Origin of the sequence: Streptomyces sp. NPDC020884 (assembly GCF_044333935.1) — a bacterium.
Lineage (GTDB): Bacteria > Actinomycetota > Actinomycetes > Streptomycetales > Streptomycetaceae > Streptomyces.
Genome location: NZ_JBIRRY010000016.1, coordinates 91,926 through 110,733, shown reverse-complemented (window position 1 = coordinate 110,733; position 18,808 = coordinate 91,926). Strand labels below are relative to the sequence as shown.

The 18,808-nt window shown below is 73.7% G+C and carries 4 protein-coding genes and 1 pseudogene; 1 reads left to right on the top strand and 4 read right to left on the bottom strand.

The features are described 5' to 3' along the window. The 4 genes and pseudogenes from ACH4UK_RS36180 to ACH4UK_RS36165 all read right to left on the bottom strand — a co-directional run. Positions 1 to 792, bottom strand: a pseudogene (locus ACH4UK_RS36180) (Fe-S oxidoreductase); the annotation flags it as partial. Positions 793 to 930: 138 nt separating this feature from the next. Continuing rightward, on the bottom strand, positions 931 to 1,620 hold the full coding sequence (locus tag ACH4UK_RS36175) for a TetR/AcrR family transcriptional regulator (protein WP_398363381.1): 690 nt from the start codon (positions 1,618 to 1,620) through the stop codon (positions 931 to 933). Positions 1,621 to 1,812: 192 nt separating this feature from the next. Next, positions 1,813 to 2,853 carry an LLM class flavin-dependent oxidoreductase gene (locus ACH4UK_RS36170; protein ID WP_398363379.1) on the bottom strand — a complete coding sequence of 347 codons (1,041 nt, stop codon included), beginning with the start codon at positions 2,851 to 2,853 and terminating at the stop codon, positions 1,813 to 1,815. Next, on the bottom strand, positions 2,850 to 4,187 hold the full coding sequence (locus ACH4UK_RS36165) for an NtaA/DmoA family FMN-dependent monooxygenase (protein ID WP_398363377.1): 1,338 nt from the start codon (positions 4,185 to 4,187) through the stop codon (positions 2,850 to 2,852). The genes ACH4UK_RS36170 and ACH4UK_RS36165 overlap by 4 nt, the downstream gene beginning before the upstream one ends. A 621-nt stretch (positions 4,188 to 4,808) precedes the next feature. Between ACH4UK_RS36165 and ACH4UK_RS36160 the strand changes: the two genes are divergently transcribed. Further along, a complete protein-coding gene (locus ACH4UK_RS36160; RefSeq protein ID WP_398363375.1) occupies positions 4,809 to 18,767 on the top strand; it encodes an SDR family NAD(P)-dependent oxidoreductase in 13,959 nt (4,652 codons plus the stop codon). Positions 18,768 to 18,808: the final 41 nt, after the last annotated feature.

Genomic DNA, 18,808 nt, shown 5'->3' with positions numbered 1-18,808 from the left:
CGGCAGCAGCGCGCCGAGCGCGACAGCGCCGTCGGCGTTCCGCTTGAACCAGATGTTCGGGAAGCCCAGGAAACGGTGCCAGGCCACACCCATGTTCGTGTTCAGGGAGATCGTGATCGCCCAGATCATGGTGGTGCCCAGCTTCACCATGGCGGCGATGTACGTGAGGTTCTGCAGGGTGCCGAAGTCGAGGTCGCGGAAGGCGACGACCAGCGGATACGAGGCGAAGTACGCGGCCTCGTACTGGTCGACGTGGTGGAAGGCGCCCTCCAGGCCGCGCAGCGTCATGATCGCGAGACCGATGATGACGATGACGGCCTCGACGAAGTAGGCCTGACCCATCTTGGAGCCCGTGAACCGGGACTTGCGGCCGGCTCCGCCCGGACGGTTCAGCTGCCGGATGACGATCAGGACGAGGACGCCGACCGTCGTGCCGAGCGCGATGAACTCGGTGTAGACCTCATAGGGCAGCCAGCCGCCCAGGATCGGCAGCACGAAGTCGGCCTGGAAGAGCTGGCAGTACGCCGTGAGGATCGTCAGGCCGAGGGTGAAGAAGCCGATGGCGACGAACCAGTGCGCCACTCCGACGATGCCCCACCGGTTCATCCTCGTGTGGCCCAGGAACTCGCGGAGGACGGTGACCGTCCGCGCCATCGGGTCGTTCGTGCGGCTGCCCGGCGGGATGGACTGGCCGAGTCTGAAATAGCGCGCGAACTGGACGGTGGCTCGGGCGAACAGTGCAGCGCCGACCACAGTCAGGGTCAGCGACACGATGATCGCAGTGAGTTGCATGAGGGGCTCCTCGGGCCTGCGAGAGCGGGTTTTCAGGATTACCAAACAGTAACTTGGCTTGCTGGCTCTGAGGTTACCCAGGACCGCAGGCTCGATGTAGTCGCACGACTGGTGATCTACGTCGCTGACCGGTCGCCTTCAACCCGCATGATCCGCACGGCCGTTGTGCCGCGCGAGCCCGTCCCCTGTCCATGCGTCGGGGCGTGGTGAGGTCCCGACGAGGGCCCCGTGGACGAGCAGCTGCACGAGGTCCGGCAGTTGGGGGTCGCGCAGCGGGTGGTCGGGGTCGCGGGAGCGGGCGAACAGCAGATCGAAGAAGGTCTGGGCTATCTGCGGCGCCGGCATCCGCAGGGACTTCTCCTCGGGGGCCAGCAGGGTCGCGAGGGACGAGACGATGGACCCGAAAGCCTCGCGGGCCTCCCGTATGCCCTTCGACTCGGTGATCGGACCGCGGTGGGCCCGGGGGTGCCCGACCACCTCCGCATAGGCGATGGTCGTGCCGATGCGGGGCAGGTAGGCCTCCAGTGCTCCGGCGGCCGCGGTGAGGCGCGCTGCCACGGAGGCGTCCAGAGGGATGTCGGCAAGCTCGCGCAGAACCTCGTCGGGGCGTGCGGCCTCGGCCAGGCAGGCGTCGAGCAACTTGTCCTTGCTGGTGAACACTTGGAAGATCGTCGCCTCACTGATGCCGGCAGCGCGGGCGATATGGCCGGTGGTCACCGCCAGGCCGTTCTCCGCGATCAGGGCGAGTGCGGATCGGACGATCATCTGGCGGCGCAACTCCGGACTCATGCCGGGAGCCCGTCGCCGTGCCGGAGCCTGGCCGGTCATGCGCCGAGGCTAGTGCGCGGGTGATCACCGGGTCAATCGACCTCACGGCCACATGGCAGCTTCCTGACGACTTCGCCCTTCGGGTGTTCCGCCGGCCGGACAGCCACCGGCCACCCGATGCCGTCACCCTCCTCCGATCCGTCGGATGCGCCGGATCGGACGAGGGTGACGGCGCGGGTGGTGCGGACGGACTCAGGCCGTCCGGTGCCGCCCGGCCGGCCGGGGCAGGGCGAGCCGGTCGCGCAGGGTGCCCCCGGCCGGAGCGGTCTGCGTCCAGGGGGCCTCGTCAGCCCGCACCTCGGCCGCGAGGGCCAGAACGGCGTCATGTGCCGGGCCCGCCGCGCCGGTCGGGGCGAGCAGGGTGAAGCCGTCCGCGGCGCCGGCCTCGAACAGCCTCCTGAGCCGGCGGGCCGCGTCCGTGCTGCCGTCGACCGGCCAGTCGAGCAGTACGGCGATGGCGTCGGCGTCACGTCCGGCCGATCTGGCCTGATCGCGTACGGACTTGCGGATACGGGTGGCTTCCTGGCCGTCCTGGGCCGGGAGGAGGACGACATCGGCGGTGCGGGCGGCGAACGCGAGGTCGTCGGCGTCCGCCGGGCGGTGGACCAGAAGAGGGTGCCCTTGCGGCGGGCGGGCGATGTTCAGCGGTCCGGCCACGTCGAAGTGGGGCCCCCGGTGGTCGAGGGCATGGAGCTTCTCGGGGGTGAAGTAGACGCCCGACCCGCGGTCCCGGCGGAAGGCGTCGTCCTCGAAGCTGTCCCACAGGCCGCTCAGCACGGTGATGAACTCCTCGGCCCGGGAGCGCCGCCCCGCCGCCGACTCGCTGCCGGACCGGCTGTAGTTGGCCGACGCGTCCGGGTCGGCGACGGTGATCGGCTGCCAGCCGGCGCGTCCGGCGCTGAAGTGGTCGATCGTGGCCAGGGTCCGCGCCAGATGGTAGGGGAGCGCGTGTTCCGTGGACACGGCGGCCACGAGCCCCACGGTGCGGGTGCAGACCGCCAGCGCGCCGGCGAGGGTGCCGGCCTCGAAGTAGGGGCTCTCGGCCGGGTCGTGCGCGGCGGACTGGCGGTCGTGGAGCAGCAGGGCGTCGATGCCGACGCGCTCCGCCTCCCGGGCCCTGTCGTGGACCCGGGTGAGGCCACGGACCGCGGGGCCCCGCGAACTGCCGTCCGGGGCGCCCGGGGCGGTGATCAGTCGCGTGAACAAGGTGATGTGGCCATCGCTTCGGCTCATGCGGCACCTGCCGTGATCGACGCCTCGTCGGTCCTGGCCGTCGCGCCGTCAGGGGGAGGAGCGGATAGCCCCAACTTCTCGCGCAGAGTGCCTTCGGCGTACTCCTCGTGGACCAGGCCCCGGCGGCGCAGCTCCGGCACGACATGGTCGACGAAGGCGTCGAGGGAGGCGGGCAGGTGGGGGAAGTCCACGATGTAGCCGTCGGCCGCGCGCTCGGTGAACCCGCGTTCCATGTGGTCGGCCACCTGTTCCGGCGTACCGGCGAAGAAGTCGGCGATCTGGCGCAGGGCAAGCTGGCGTAGCGTCAGGTTCTCCCGATGCGCCAGGGACGTCCACATCTTCCGCGTACTGGAGGAGCGGTTGGAGGAGGGTATGTCCGGCACCGGGCCGTCCAGGGGATACCGGGTCAGGTCCAGGTCCCCCAGCTGTTCCTGGAGCGCCCGCACGGCCACGATGTCGGGCACGAGGTCGTGGAGTTCACCGATGAGGCGGCGCGCCTCCGCCTCCGTGCCGGCCACCAGGGGCTGGACGCCGGGCCAGATCTGGACGCCTTCGGGGTCCCGGCCGTGCGCGGCGACGCGTCGCTTCAGGTCGGCGTAGGTCTCCTGGCCGTCGGACAGCCGGGTGTGCCGCGTGAAGATCACCTCCGCGTGCCGTGCGGCGAACTCCCGGCCCACCGGCGAGGCACCGGCCTGGAAGATCACGGGGCTGCCCTGCGGGGAGGCCGGCAGGTTCAGTGGGCCCCGGACATCGAAGAACTCGCCGCGCGGGGTCCCGGGTTGTTCCGGTGCGGCGGCGGCCCCCGGCCCCGTCCGCCCCGGGGCCGCCCACAGCCGCTTGGTCACGCCGATGAACTCCTCGGCGCGGAGGTAGCGCCGGTCATGTTCCATGTGCTCGGGGAACCCGAAGTTGCGCGACTCCCAGGGCGCCGCCGAGGTGACGACGTTCCACCCGGCCCGGCCGTCGCTGATGTGGTCGAGGGACGTGAACCTGCGGGCGATGTCGTACGGCTCGTTGTAGGTGGTCGTCGCCGTCGACGCGAGTCCGATGTGGTCGGTCCCGGCGGCATAGGCGGCCAGCAGGCTCAGCGGCTCGAAGTGCTCGTTGCGCGCGGTCTGGCTGATGTGCTGGATGTCGGTGCCCCAGACGGCCACCACGTCGGGGACGAAGAGACAGTCGAACCTCCCTCGTTCGAGGGTGCGGGCGCACGCCAGGTGGAAGTCGATGTCGAGCTGGGCGTTGACCGGAGTCGACGGGTGCCGCCAGGCGGCGATGTGCGAGCCGGGGCCGTCGATGATGGCCCCGAGTTTCATCGTGCGTTTCCGACGAACCATGTGCTCTTCCCTCGGCTGAAGTTTTCGGATGAGGAGGATTTCACCGGGAACGCGCACTCCGCTGCTGTCCCGAGCATTTACTGCGGATCGACGGTACTAGGTGATCGCGCTTCTGTCCGGTCCACAACCGGACGGATGGGGGTCCTTGCGTGCTGAAACCTTACTGAAACCGCCCCATGCCATACTGGCCAGTAACTGTCCGGTCTTGCTGGATGTTCCGTGTTATCGCGCAGTATGTGAAGCGGCTTTGCGTGATGAACGTGAGCAGTTTTCATCGGGGGTTCTTGTGGCGTGTTTTCGTGGAGGGGTCGAGGCTGCTCGGATTTCGGCCGTGCCGGTGGTCCCGCGTGCGGTCCGAGGTTCTGATCTCGGCGCGGGCTGGGATTCATCGGCGACGAAGTCGGCGGCGGAGTGCGACGGATGTGACCTTCGGCAGCACCTGAGGTCCGTCCCCTGACGCCCCGCTCTGTCGGTTTTCGCCGTCTTCCGGTGGTCGCGGACCTGTGACTCCCGGCGTGCGGTTTCCCACGATTCGCCTGCCATTCTTCCGAATGCGGATTCGTGAAGTGAGCGGGCTGCGCGCAAGTGCGTTGTTCTGGCATTTCTTGGAGGGGTATCACCGTGAGTGGTAAAGTTATTTCCGGATGCAACGGCCAGAACTCCAGCGCAAAAATCGCCGTCGTCGGATTCTCGTGCCGAGTCGCCGGGGCGTCGACCCCCGAAGAATTCTGGCAGCTCCTCAAGGACGGGCGTTCCGAGGTCGGGGAATTCCCCGACGCCCGACGGGCCGGCCAGGGCGCGGGCCTCTGGGACCTGCCCGGCGGCTACCTGGACGCCGTGGACGGGTTCGACGCGGACTTCTTCGAGGTGTCGCCGGCCGAGGCGGCCGCGATGGACCCCCAGCAGCGCCTGGCGCTGGAGCTGGGCTGGGAGGCGGTGGAGAACAGCGGCACGTCCCCCGACGCCCTGCGGGGCACCCGGGTCGGTGTCTTCGCCGGGGCCATCAACGACGACTACGCCGCCCTGCTGCACGCCCGGGGCGCGGAGGCGATGACGCGGCACAGCCTGACGGGCACGCAGCGCAGCTTCATCGCCAACAGGATCTCCTACCGCCTCGGCCTGCGCGGTCCCAGCGTCCTGGTGGACTCCGGCCAGTCCTCCTCGCTCGTCGCGGTGCACCTCGGAGTGCAGAGCCTGCTGCGGGGCGAGTCCGACGCGGTCCTCGCGGGCGGCGTGAACCTCATCCTCACCGAGCACAGCACCAGCAAGCTCAAGCACTTCGGGGCCCTCTCGCCCGACGGCCGCTGCTACACGTTCGACGCACGGGCCAACGGCTACGCGCGCGGCGAAGGCGGCGGATTCGTGCTGCTCAAGCCCCTGGAGAAGGCCCTCGCCGACGGCGACAGGGTCCTCGCCGTCATCGAGGGCAGCGCCGTCAACAACGACGGCGGCGGTGACGGCCTGACCGTCCCCAGCGCCGCGGCCCAGCGCGAGCTGCTCCTCGACGCGAGCGCGGCGGCCGGTCTCTCGCCCGCGGACATCCAGTGCGTCGAGCTGCACGGAACCGGCACCAGGGTCGGCGACCCGCTGGAGGCCTCCGCCATCGGCCAGGCGCTCGGGGCCGCCCGCCCCGAAGACAAGCCCGTCCTGGTCGGTTCCGTCAAGACGAACATCGGGCACCTGGAGGCGGCGGCCGGGATCGTCGGGTTGCTGAAGGTTGTCTCCTGCGTCAGCCACCGTGAGTTCGTCCCCACGCTCCACCAGGAGACCGGGAACCCGCGCATCCCGCTCGCCGAGTGGAACCTCAAGGTGCAGACGGAGCACGAGCCGTGGCGGGGCGAGAACGACCGGCTCGTCGCCGGCGTCTCCTCCTTCGGGCTGGGCGGCACGAACTGCCACGTGATCGTCGGCGACGCGCCCGCCGCGCTGCGCGAGGACCGTCAGCAGAAGCAGAAGCAGAAGCAGAAGCAGAAGCAGAAGCAGCCGGGCGGCGCGGTGCCCTGGCCGGTGTCGGCCCGCGGCGAGGCGGCGCTGCGCGGCCAGGCGGACCGCCTGGCCGCCCACGCGGAAGGACACCCGGCCGATCCGCACGAGGTCGGGCGCGCTCTGGCGGCGGGGCGCGCGCAGTTGACGCACCGGGCCGTCGTGGTGGGCGAGGACGGACCGGGCCTGCGCGCCGGACTCCGGGCGGTGGCGGCGGGGGCCGGCTCCGCGCAGGTCGTCCGCGGGGTGGTGAGCGGTGACACCGACTCCGGCGTGGTGTTCGTCTTCCCGGGCCAGGGCTCGCAGTGGGCGGGCATGGCGGTCGAACTCCTCTCCTCCTCACCGGTGTTCGCGGCGCGGATGGAGGAGTGCGAGGCGGCACTGACCCCGTACGTCGACTGGTCGCTGACGGAGGTGGTGCGCGACCTCGCCGACCCGGGCTCGCTCGAACGCGTCGACGTCGTGCAGCCGGTGCTGTGGGCGACGATGGTGTCCCTGGCCGAGGTGTGGCGGGCGGCAGGCGTGCGTCCGGCCGCGGTGATGGGCCACTCCCAGGGCGAGATCGCGGCGGCGGTGGTGGCCGGAGCCCTGTCGCTGGCGGACGGCGCGAAGGCGGTGGCGCTGCGCAGCCGGGCGATCGGGCGGGGTCTCTCGCGGCGCGGCGGCATGGTCGCCGTCGCGCTGGGCGCCGCGGCGGCCGGAGAGCTGATCGCCGAGTTCGGCGGGCGTCTGTCCGTGGGAGCCGTCAACAGTCCTTCGGCGACGGTGGTGTCCGGCGAACCGGGCGCCGTCGAGGAGCTGTTGGCCCGCTGCGAGTCCGCGGAGATCCGCGCCCGCAGGGTGCCGGTGGACTACGCCTCGCACTGCGCCGAGGTCGAGACCGTGCGCGACGAGGTGCTGCACGCGCTGACCGGGATCGCTCCCGGGGCGGCGGAGGTGCCGTTCTACTCGGCGGTGACCGGCGCGAGGGCCACGGGCCGGGAGCTGGACGCGGAGTACTGGTACCGGAACCTGCGGGAGACGGTGCGGTTCGAGGAGAGCGTACGGTCCGCGGTGGCGGCCGGCTTCACCCGCTTCGTCGAGGTGAGCGCCCACCCGGTTCTGGTGGCCGGGATCGAGGAGACCCTCGAAGCCGCGGGCGCGGACGAACACGGGCTGGTGGTGGGCACGCTCCGCCGCGACGAGGGCGGCTGGGACCGCTTCCTGCTGTCCGCCGCCGAGGTGTGGACGCGCGGCGTCGACGTGGACTGGTCCGCGATGCTCGGCCCGGGTCCGAAGGCGGATGATCTGCCGACGTACGCCTTCCAGCGCCGCGGCCACTGGCTAGACACGGCCTCCGGAATCCGGAGCGGGGCGGCCCCGGCCCCGGAGGACCGGCCGGAGCGGGAGTCGCACCCGGACCCGCACCCGGAGCCCGGACACCCCTGGGGGGATGCGCGGGACGTGGCGGATCTCGTCCGGGACGAGGTCGCCGTCGTCCTCGGGCACGCCTCGTCCCACGACATCGACATGGACCGTACGTTCAAGGCCCTCGGCTTCGACTCCACGGCGATGGTCGACCTCCGCAACCGGCTGAAGGCCGCGACCGGCGTCAACCTGACCACCACGGCTCTCTTCGACCACCCGTCCCCGTCCGCGACGGCCGCCCACCTGGGGCGCCGGCTGCTCGGAGCCGACGAGACAGGGACCCGGGGCCCCGCCCCACGGCCCGCCGGAGCCGCCGACGACGACCCGATCGCCATCGTGGCGATGGCGTGCCGCTTCCCCGGCGGTGTGGAGACGCCCGAGGACCTGTGGGACCTGGTGGCGGCCGAGCGGGACGTGATCGGGGATTTCCCCGTCAACCGCGGCTGGGACCTGGAGAACCTGTACGACCCGCGGCTGGAGCGACGCGGCACGAGCTATGTGCGGCAGGGCGGATTCCTGCACGACGCCGTCGCGTTCGACCCGGACTTCTTCGGCATCTCGCCGCGCGAGGCCCTGGCGATGGACCCGCAGCAGCGGCTCCTCATGGAGACCTCCTGGGAGGCGCTGGAGCGGGCCGGCCTGGATCCGTCGTCGCTGCGCGGCAGCCGGACCGGGGTGTTCTTCGGTGCGATGTTCCAGGAGTACGGCCCGCCCCTGCAGGACGGCGCCGAAGGCGTCGACGGGCACCGGCTGACCGGCGGCACGACGAGCGTGGCCTCGGGGCGGGTGGCGTACACACTCGGCCTGGAAGGCCCCGCGATCACGGTCGACACGGCCTGCTCCTCCTCGCTGGTCGCTCTGCACTGGGCCGTGCGGTCGCTGCGGTCGGGCGAGTGCACGATGGCGCTGGCGGGCGGCGTGACGATCATGCCGACGCCGGGCATGTTCGTGGAGCTCAGCCGCCAGGGCGCGCTGTCGCCGGACGGGCGGTGCAAGGCGTTCTCGTCGACGGCCGACGGCACCGGCTGGGCCGAGGGTGTGGGCGTCCTTCTGGTGGAGCGCCTCTCCGACGCCCGCCGCAACGGACACCAGGTGCTCGCCGTCGTACGCGGCAGCGCGACCAACCAGGACGGCGCCAGCAACGGCCTCACCGCGCCGCACGGCCCGGCCCAGCAGCGCGTCATCCGCGCCGCGCTGGCCGACGCGGGCCTCACGCCCGACGAGGTCGACGTGGTCGAGGCGCACGGCACCGGCACGAAGCTCGGTGACCCGATCGAGGCGCAGGCCCTCCTGGCCACCTACGGACAGGGGCGGCCCGAGGGCCGTCCGCTGCGGCTGGGCTCGGTGAAGTCGAACATCGGGCACACCCAGGCGGCGGCGGGCGTGGCAGGTGTCATCAAGACGGTGATGGCGATGCGGAACGACAGGTTGCCGCGCACCCTGCACGTGACCGAGCCCTCGCCGCACATCGACTGGTCCGCGGGTGCGGTGGAGCTGCTGACCGAACCGGAACCGTGGGTGGCGGACGGGCGTCCGCGCCGGGCGGGTGTGTCCTCGTTCGGCATCAGCGGCACCAACGGGCACGTCATTCTCGAAGAGGCCCCCACCGACGCGCAACCGGCCCCGTCGGGACGGCCGGGCGCGGCCGACGCCACTGGCGGCACGGGCCTGGTGGCCGACGGCGGCCCGGTGCCGTGGGTGGTGTCGGGCACGTCGCAGGAGGGGCTGTCGGCGCAGGCCGGACGCCTCGCGGTGTTCGCCGGGACGCGCGGGGAGCTGTCCCCGCCGGACATCGGCTGGTCCCTCGCGTCGTCGCGGTCGGTCCTGGACCACCGTGCCGTGGTGCTGACCTCCGACCGGGACGCGGGCCTGGCGGGTCTGTCGGCGCTGGCCGAAGGGCGGCCCGCCGCCGGGGTCGTCTCCGGAGCGGCGGACGTCCGCGGCCGCGTCGTGTTCGTCTTCCCCGGCCAGGGGTCGCAGTGGCGGGGCATGGCGGTCGAACTGCTCGACTCCTCGCCCGTGTTCGCCGCCCGGCTCGCCGAAGTGGACGCGGCCGTGGGCAAGTTCGTCGACTGGTCGGTGGTCGATGTGCTGCGCGGCGCGCCGCACGCCCCCTCGGCCGAGCGCATCGAGATCCTGCAACCGGTGCTGTTCGCGGTGAACGTGTCCCTCGCCGCGGTGTGGCAGGCGTCCGGCGTGCGGCCCGCCGCCGTCGTGGGGCACAGCCAGGGGGAGGTCGCCGCCGCGCACGTCGCCGGTGCGCTGTCCTTGGAGGACTCGGCGAGGCTGATCGTGCTGCGCAGCGCCCTGTTCGCCCGCGAGCTGGTCGGCAGGGGCGCCGTCGCCTCGGTGGCGCTGCCCGCCGACACCGTACGGGAGCGCCTCGCACCGTGGCAGGGCCGGCTGGTGGTCGCCGGGCGCAACGGTCCGCAGGCGACGACCGTCGCGGGAGACGTCCCGGCGCTGGAGGAGTTCGTCGCCTCCTGCCAGGACGACGGGTTCAGGGCACGCACCGTGGGGTCGACGGTGGCCTCGCACTGCGCGCAGGTCGACCCGCTGCGCGAGGAGATCCTGGAGCTGTTCGCCGACATCGCCCCGGTCAAGGGCAGCGTGCCGTTCTACTCCACGGTCACCGGCGCCGTCCACGCCACCCAGGACCTGACGGCCGCGTACTGGTTCGACAACGCCCGGCAGCCCGTGAACTTCGAGGGCACCGTGCGCAGGCTCATCGAGGACGGCTTCCGCTTCTTCGTCGAGTCCAGCGCGCACCCCGTGCTGACCGCGGGCATACAGGCGACCGCCGAGGACGCGCGGACCGAGACGGTGGCGATCGGTTCGCTGCGCCGCGACGAGGGCGGCCCCGCCCGGTTCTTGACCTCGCTGGCCGAGGGATACGTACGCGGCCTGCCCGGCGTGGACTGGCAGGCCCTGTTCGCGGGGACGGACGCGCGGCTGAGCGAGCTGCCGACGTACGCCTTCCAGCGCCGCCGCTACTGGCTGGAGGCCCCGACGGCGGGCACCGGCGACCCGGGTGGCTTCGGCCTCGACACCGCCGACCACCCGCTGCTCGGCGCTGCCGTGTCCTCGGCCGCCGACGGCGCCGTCCTTCTGACGGGCCGCTTCTCCCTGCGGACCCACCCCTGGCTCGCTGATCACACCGCACGGGGCAGCGCGCTGCTGCCCGGCGCCGCGTTCGTGGAACTGGCCCTGCGCGCGGGCGACGCGATCGGCTGCGACCGGCTGGCGGAACTCACCCTGGAGACCCCGCTGCTCCTGCGCGAGCGCGCAGGCGTGCGGATACAGGTCGCGGCCGCGTCCCCGGACGCCGAGGGGCGCAGCCACGTGGCGGTGTACGCGCGGCCGGAGGCCGCGGACGCCACCGGCCCCGACGAGCCCTGGACCCGGCACGCCACCGGCCTTCTGGACACGGCGGGCGCGGCACCGGCCGTCCCCGCCGACCTGACGGCCTGGCCGCCGCAGGGCGCGACCCCCATCGACCTGGACTCCTTCTACGACAGGGCCGCCGACGCCGGCTACGGCTACGGGCCCGCCTTCCAGGGCATGCACGCCGCCTGGCGCGTCGGCGAGGAGATCTACGCCGAGGTGACCCTGGCGGACGAACAGGGCACGGAAGCCGGCGACTTCGGCATCCACCCCGCCCTCCTCGACGCCACGCTGCACCCCGCCCTGCTGAGCGCGCTCGACGATCAGGAACCGGCCCTGCGCCTGCCGTTCGCCTGGAGCGGCATCGCCCTGCACGCCGTGGGCGCCTCCTCCGTACGCGTACGTGTCGCCCCCGTCGGCGCGGACGCGGTGTCCGTGACCATCGCCGACACCACGGGCGCACCGGTGGCCTCGGTGGAGTCGCTGACCCTGCGCGCGGTGCCGGCGCGGCAGCTCACCGGAACCGCGGACCCCACCCACAACGCACTGTTCCGCACCGAGTGGACCGCGCTGCACACCACCGACGACGCCCCCGGAGCCGGTGGGTTCGCGGTACTCGGCAAGCCCGGGAACGGCCCGTTCGACGCGGCCCGGCACGCCCCCGACCTCCGGACGCTGTACGACGGCGACGGCGCCGCCCCGGACATCGTCGTGGCCGCCTGCCCCGCGCAGCCGGGCGACGACCTGGCAGCCGCCACCCACGCGGCGACGGACCACGCCCTGGCTCTGGCCCAGGCGTGGCTCGCCGAGGAGCGTGCCGCGCAGTCCCTCCTCGTGGTCGTCACCCGGGGCGCCGTGTCCGCGCGGCCCGGCGAGGACGTCGTGGACCTGGCGCTCGCCCCGGTGTGGGGCCTGCTGCGATCGGCGCAGTCGGAGAACCCCGGCCGTCTCCTGCTGGTGGACGTCGACGGCCTCGACGCCTCCCGCAGCGCGCTGGCCGCCACGGTCACCGCGGCCCTGGCCGCGCAGGAGCCGCAGGTGGCGGTGCGGGAGGGCAAGGCCCTGGTGCCACGCCTGGCCCGCACCACCGCACCCGAACAGGACGAAACGGGGCCGGTGTTCGGCCCCGACGGCACCGTGCTGATCACCGGCGGCACCGGCGCCCTCGGCGGCCGGCTCGCCCGGCACCTCGTCACCGGGCACGGCGTGCGGCACCTGCTGCTCGCCGGCCGCCGCGGCCAGGACACCCCCGGCGCGGCCGACCTCGTCGCCGAACTCCTCGAGCTGGGCGCCGAGCACGTCGACCTCGCCGCCTGCGACGCGGCCGACCGCGACGCGCTGGCCGCCCTCCTGGACGCCGTACCGGACGACCGGCCGCTGACCGGCGTCGTGCACGCGGCCGGCGTCCTCGATGACGGACTGCTGACCGGTCTGACCCCCGAGCGCGTGCGGCGGGTGCTGCGCCCGAAGGTCGACGCGGCACTGAACCTGCACGAGCTGACCGCCGGTCTCGACCTGACGGCGTTCGTCTTGTTCTCCTCGATCGCGGGGACCTTCGGCAACCCCGGACAGGCCAACTACGCGGCCGCCAACGCCTTCCTGGACGCCCTCGCCGGGCACCGCCGCGCCCGGGGACTGCCCGCCCAGGCCCTCGCCTGGGGCCTGTGGGCCGAGTCCGGCGACATGCTCGGCCACCTCGCCGAGAACGACCTCGCGTGGATGAAGCGCGCCGGCATCCAGCCGTTGCCGACCGACCTGGGGCTGGCCCTGCTGGACGCGGCGGTCACCCGGGACGACGCGCACCTGGTCCCCGTGCGCCTGGACACCGCCACCCTGCGCGCCGAAGCCGCCTCCGGCATGCTGCACCCCCTCTTCCGCGGCCTGGTGCGCGCGCCGGCCCGCAGAAGCGCCGCCGGCGTGCGGGCCGCGGGCGGCACGGCCCTCGCACAGCGCCTGGCGGGACTCCCCGAGGAGGAGCAGACCCGGACCCTCCTGGACCTGGTGCGCGCCCAGGTCGCGACCGTGCTCGGGCACACGGACGGCACCGCGATCGTCGCGGGCCGCCCCTTCCAGGAGCTCGGCTTCGACTCGCTCACCGCCGTCGAGCTGCGCAACCGCCTCAACGCGGCCACCGGCCAGCGGCTGCCCGCCACCCTCGTCTTCGACTACCCCACGCCCGCGCTGCTCACCGGCTACCTGCGCGCGGAGGTCCTCGGCGTCGCGCCGGCGGCCACCGACGCCCCGCGGCCTCCGGCGGCGGGCGGCGCGACGGACGAGCCGATCGCCATCGTCGGCATGGCCTGCCGCTACCCCGGCGGCGTCAGCTCCCCGGAGGACCTGTGGCGGCTCGTCGACGAGGGCCGCGACGCGGTGTCGCACTTCCCGACCGACCGGGGCTGGGACGAGGGACTGTACGACCCGGACCCCGACGCGACCGGTAGGACGTACGCACGCGAGGGCGGATTCCTCCACGAGGCGGGCGAGTTCGACCCGGGCTTCTTCGGCATCTCGCCGCGCGAGGCCCTCGCCATGGACCCGCAGCAGCGACTGCTCCTGGAGACGACCTGGGAGGTGTTCGAGCGCTTCGGCGTCGACCCGAGGACGCTCAAGGGCAGCGCCACCGGTGTGTTCACCGGTGTCATGCACCACGACTACGGCTCCGGCTCCGAGACCCCCGAGGGGCTGGAGGGCTACGCCGTCACCAGCACCCAGGCCAGCGTCGCCTCCGGCCGCGTCGCCTACACCTTCGGTCTCGAGGGCCCGGCGGTGACCGTCGACACGGCGTGCTCGTCGTCGCTGGTCGCCCTGCACCTGGCCGCGCAGGCGCTGCGCTCCGGAGAGTGCGACCTCGCCCTCGCGGGCGGCGTGAGCGTGATGGCGACGCCGTGGGTGTTCGTGGAGTTCAGCCGCCAGCGCGGCATGGCCCCCGACGGCCGCTGCAAGGCCTTCTCGGCGGCGGCGGACGGCGCGGGCTGGTCCGAGGGCGCCGGGGTGCTCCTGGTGGAGCGGCTGTCCGACGCCCGCCGCAACGGGCACCAGGTCCTCGCCGTCATCCGCGGATCCGCGGTGAACCAGGACGGTGCGAGCAACGGTCTCACCGCACCCAACGGCCCCTCCCAGCAGCGGGTCATCCGCGCCGCCCTGGCCAGTGCCGGACTGGAGTCCGCCGACGTCGACGTGGTCGAGGCGCACGGCACCGGCACCACCCTCGGCGACCCCATCGAGGCACAGGCGCTGCTCGCCACCTACGGCCAGGACCGCCCCGCCGGGCGGCCGCTGCGGCTCGGTTCGATCAAGTCGAACATCGGGCACGCGCAGGCCGCCGCGGGCGTGGCGGGCATGGTCAAGATGGTGCAGGCCATGCGGCACGGCGTGCTGCCCCGCACCCTGCACGCGGACGAGCCGTCCCCGCACGTGGACTGGAGCGCGGGCGCGGTGGAGCTGCTCGCCGAGGCGGCGGAGTGGACCACGGACGGACGCCCGCGCCGGGCCGGAGTCTCCTCCTTCGGCATCAGCGGTACGAACGCGCACGTGATCATCGAGGAAGCGCCGAGGGAAGCGCGGCAGGAGACGATGCCGGAGACCCCCCGGGAGCCGGACGAGGCCGCAGCCGTGACCGACGGGGGCGTTCCGGCGGCGGCCATGCTGCCCTGGCCCCTCTCCGGCCGCACCAAGGGCGCCCTGCGCTCCCAGGCCGAGCGGCTCGCGGACTTCACGGAGACGGGCACCGGCCTGCGCCTGCCCGACGTGGGCCACTCCCTGGCCACGACCCGCGCACACCTCGAACACCGCGCCGTCGTCCTCGCGGCCGACCGCGCGGGCGCCCTCGCGGGCCTGAGCGCGCTCGCCGACGGACTGCCGGCCGCGGGCGTGGTCACCGGCACCGCGCCCGAGGAGCCGGGCCAGGTCGCGTTCGTCTTCCCCGGGCAGGGCTCGCAGTGGCCGGGCATGGCGGCTGAACTCCTTGAGGCCTCACCGGTGTTCGCGGCCCGGCTCGCCGAGTGTGACGCGGCGTTGCGGCCCTACGTCGGCTGGTCCGTCGCGGACGCCGTGGGGAGCCGCGAGGACGCGCCGCCGCTGGACGACGTGGTGGTCGTGCAGTGCGCGCTGTGGGCGGTCATGGTGTCGCTCGCGGCCCTCTGGCAGTCGGTCGGCGTGCGGCCCGCCGCCGTCGTCGGACACAGTCAGGGCGAGATCGCCGCGGCCACCGTGTCCGGCGCACTGTCCCTGGCGGACGCGGCCAAGGTGGTGGCGCTGCGGGCACGGGCGATCGCCGAGGACCTGTCGGGCCGCGGCGGCATGGTGTCCGTGTCGCTGCCCGCCGACGAGGTCCGCGAGCGGCTCGCCCGTTGGGGCGCACGGATCTCCGTCGCCTCCGTCAACAGCCCGAACTCCACCGTCGTGTCCGGCGAACCGGAGGCCCTGGACGAGTTGGTGGCGGCCTGCGAGGCGGACGAGGTGCGCGCCAGGCGCATCCCGGTGGACTACGCCTCGCACTCCGCGCAGGTGGAGGCCGTCCGCGAGCAGGTTCTGGAGGCCCTCGCGGACATCGAGCCGCGCCGCGGCGACATCCCGTTCTACTCGACGGTGACCGGCGGCCTGCTCGACACCACGGGCGTGGACGCCGCCTACTGGTACGCGAATCTGCGGCAGGAAGTGCGGTTCGACGCGACCGTGCGCGCCCTGCTGAACGACGGCTTCGGCCTCTTCGTCGAGTCCAGCGCCCGGCCCGTGCTGACCGTCGGCCTGGAGGAGATCTTCGAGGACACCGGCTCGCACGCCGTCGCCCTCGGCACCCTGCGGCGCGACGAGGGCGGCTGGGACCGATTCCTGACGTCCCTCGCCGAGGGGCACGTACGAGGCCTGCCCGTCGACTGGGACGCGGTGTTCGCCGGAACGGGCGCGCGCCGCGTCGACCTGCCGACGTACGCGTTCCAGCGCGAACGGTTCTGGCTGGACGCCCCGGCCCGGCGAGGCGACGCGGCGGGCCTGGGCCTGGCGGCGGCCGGGCACCCGCTGCTCGGCGCGGTGGTGACCCTCCCGGACGACCGGGGCGCGGTGTGGACCGGCCGGCTCTCCCTCGCGGAGCAGCCCTGGCTGGCGGACCACACGGTGTTCGGCTCGGCGGTGCTGCCCGGCGCGGTGCTGGTGGAGCTGGCGCTCGAGGCCGGCGGCCGCCTGGAGTGCGGCCGGCTGGAGGAGCTGACCCTCCAGCAGCCGCTGCTCCTCGGCGCGAGCGGCGGGGTCCGGGTGCAGGTGGCGGTGGCCGGTCCCGACGCGGCCGGCCGGCGGGAGGTGACGGTCCACTCCTGCGCGCCCGGTGACGGGGGCGCGGATGCCGGGCGGCTCGGCGGCGAGATGTGGACACGGCACGCCACCGGCACGCTGACCGGCGCGGAAGGCCCGTTCACCGCGGCCGACCCGGCGGCCTGGCCGCCGCGCGGCGCCGAGAAGGTCGACGTGAGTGACCTGTACGACCGGCTGGCCGACCAGGGCTACGGATACGGCCCGGCCTTTCAGGGCGTACGGGCCGCCTGGCGGCGCGGCGCGGAGATCTACGCCGAGGTCGCGCCGAGCGACGAGATGAGCGGGCAGAGCGCCGGCTACGGCGTGCACCCGGCGCTCCTGGACGCCGTCTTCCACCTGTCGATCGACGTCGGCGCCGACGAGGTGCGGCTGCCGTTCGTGTGGTCCGGCGTCGAGGTGTGCGGCGCGAGTACGGCGTCGGTGCTGCGGGTCGCCTTCGTGCCGTCGGCGCGGGACGAGCTGTCCGTACGGGTGGTGGACGAGGCCGGCACTCCGGTGCTGTCGGTGGACCGGCTCGTCACGCGGCCCGTGGCACGGGAACAACTGCGCGCCGCCGAGGGCGCGTCACGCGACGCGCTGTTCAGCACGGAGTGGGCGACGACGCAGGCCGGTTCGGGTCCGTCGCCGGGCTGGACGGCCTGGGACGCCCTGGACGGGACGGCGGCGCCCGGGACGGTGCTGTGGCCGCACTCCGGAGCGGGGCACTCCACTGCCGGGAAGGAGTCCGTTTCGACGGCAACCGCCCGGACGCTGGCGGTCGTTCAGGAGTTCCTTTCGGCCGGGCGGTTCGCCGCCTCGCGCCTGGTCGTGCTGACGCGCGGCGCCGTGGGCACGACCGCCGCCGAACGGATCGCGGACCTCACGGCGGCCCCCGTGTGGGGCCTGGTGCGCTCGGCGCAGGCCGAGCACCCGGACCGGCTGGTCCTGGTGGACGTCGAGCCGGGTCTGTCCCGGTCCGCCGAGGAGGCCGCTCTGCGGGCCGCGCTCGGCACGAGGGAACCGCAGGTCGCGGTCCGGGGCGGCAGGACGGTGGTCCCGCGCCTCGCCCGCCTCACGGACACCCGGCGGGACCCGGCGCCGACGCGCTTCGGCCCGGACGGCACCGTCCTGGTGACCGGCGGCACGAGCGGCCTGGGCGCGCTGGTGGCCCGCCGCCTGGTACAGGAGTACGGCGTCCACCGCCTGCTGCTCGTCTCGCGCCGGGGAGCCGCCGCCGAGGGCGTGCCCGAACTGGTCGCCGACCTCACCGGGGCGGGCGCCGACGTCCGCGTCGAGGCGTGCGACGTCAGCGACCGCGACGCGCTGGCGGCGCTGCTCGCCTCGATCCCGCAGGACCGTCCGCTCGCGGGCATCGTCCACAGCGCCGCCGTGCTCGACGACGGCGTGATCGAGTCCCTCGACGCGGAGCGGCTCGCCGGAGTCTTCGGCCCCAAGGCCGACGCGGCCCTGCACCTGCACGAGCTGACGGCAGACCTGGACCTCACCGCGTTCGTGCTGTTCTCGTCCTTCGCCGGAGTCGTCGGCAGCCCCGGACAGGCGAACTACGCCGCTGCCAATGCCTTCCTGGACGCCCTCGCCCACGACCGCCGTGCCCAGGGTCTGCCCGGACTCTCGCTGGCCTGGGGCTGGTGGGGCGCCGACGGCGGTCTCACCGGGGGCCTCTCGGACGTGGACCGGAGCCGGCTCGCCGCTCTCGGCCTCGCCGAGATGTCCGGCGATGAGGGCCTCGCGCTCTTCGACGCGAGCCTGGCGGCGGACCGTGCGACGGTCGTCCCCGCGCCGCTCGACCTGACGGGGCTGCGGCGCCGCGCGGCGCAGGACATCGCGCCGCTCCTGCGCCTGCTGGTACGCGGTCGGACACGGCGGGAATCCGGGGCCGAGCCCATGGGCGCGGTGACGGATCTGGCGGCACGCGTCGCGGGCCTGAACGAGGCCGAGCGGCACCGCGTGGTGCTCGGTGTGGTGCGCGGGTATGTGAGCGGGGTCCTCGGCTACGGGCCCGGTCAACAAGCCGACGCGGACACGCTGTTCAAGGACCTCGGCTTTGACTCGCTGATGGCGGTCGAGCTGCGCAACCGCCTCAACGGGGCGACGGGCCTGCGCCTGCCGGCCTCCCTCGTCTTCGACCACCCGACCGTCCAGGATCTGACCGCGTACCTGGACAGCAGGCTGGACACGGGCCCGGGAACGCAGGGGAGCGCGGACACCGAGCCGATCCTCGCCGACCTCGACAGGATCGAGCAGGCGCTGACCGGGGCGGACCTCGGCGGCGACGCGCGCCAGCGCATCGCGGAGCGCCTGATGGGCCTGCTGACCCTCTCGGGCCCCGACGACGACCTGAGCGCCTCCCTCACCCGGACGGACCTCGCCCCGGACCTCGACCCGGACCTCGCCCCGGGCCCGTACGCAGCGGGCGGCGATGACTTCGCCGACCAGCTCGAAGCCGCGACGTCGGACGAGATCCTCGACGTCATCGAGAGGGAGTTCGGCAACTCCTGACCGTCCGGGCGCTGCCCCGACCCCTTCCCCCTCGGCCCGTC

What these genes read in the sequence shown, in the direction of transcription:
- ACH4UK_RS36165 (WP_398363377.1), bottom strand. Translation starts at nt 4,187, where the DNA reads ATGGTTCGTCGGAAACGCACGATGAAACTCGGGGCCATCATCGACGGC.
- ACH4UK_RS36170 (WP_398363379.1), bottom strand. Translation starts at nt 2,853, where the DNA reads ATGAGCCGAAGCGATGGCCACATCACCTTGTTCACGCGACTGATCACC.
- ACH4UK_RS36175 (WP_398363381.1), bottom strand. Translation starts at nt 1,620, where the DNA reads ATGACCGGCCAGGCTCCGGCACGGCGACGGGCTCCCGGCATGAGTCCG.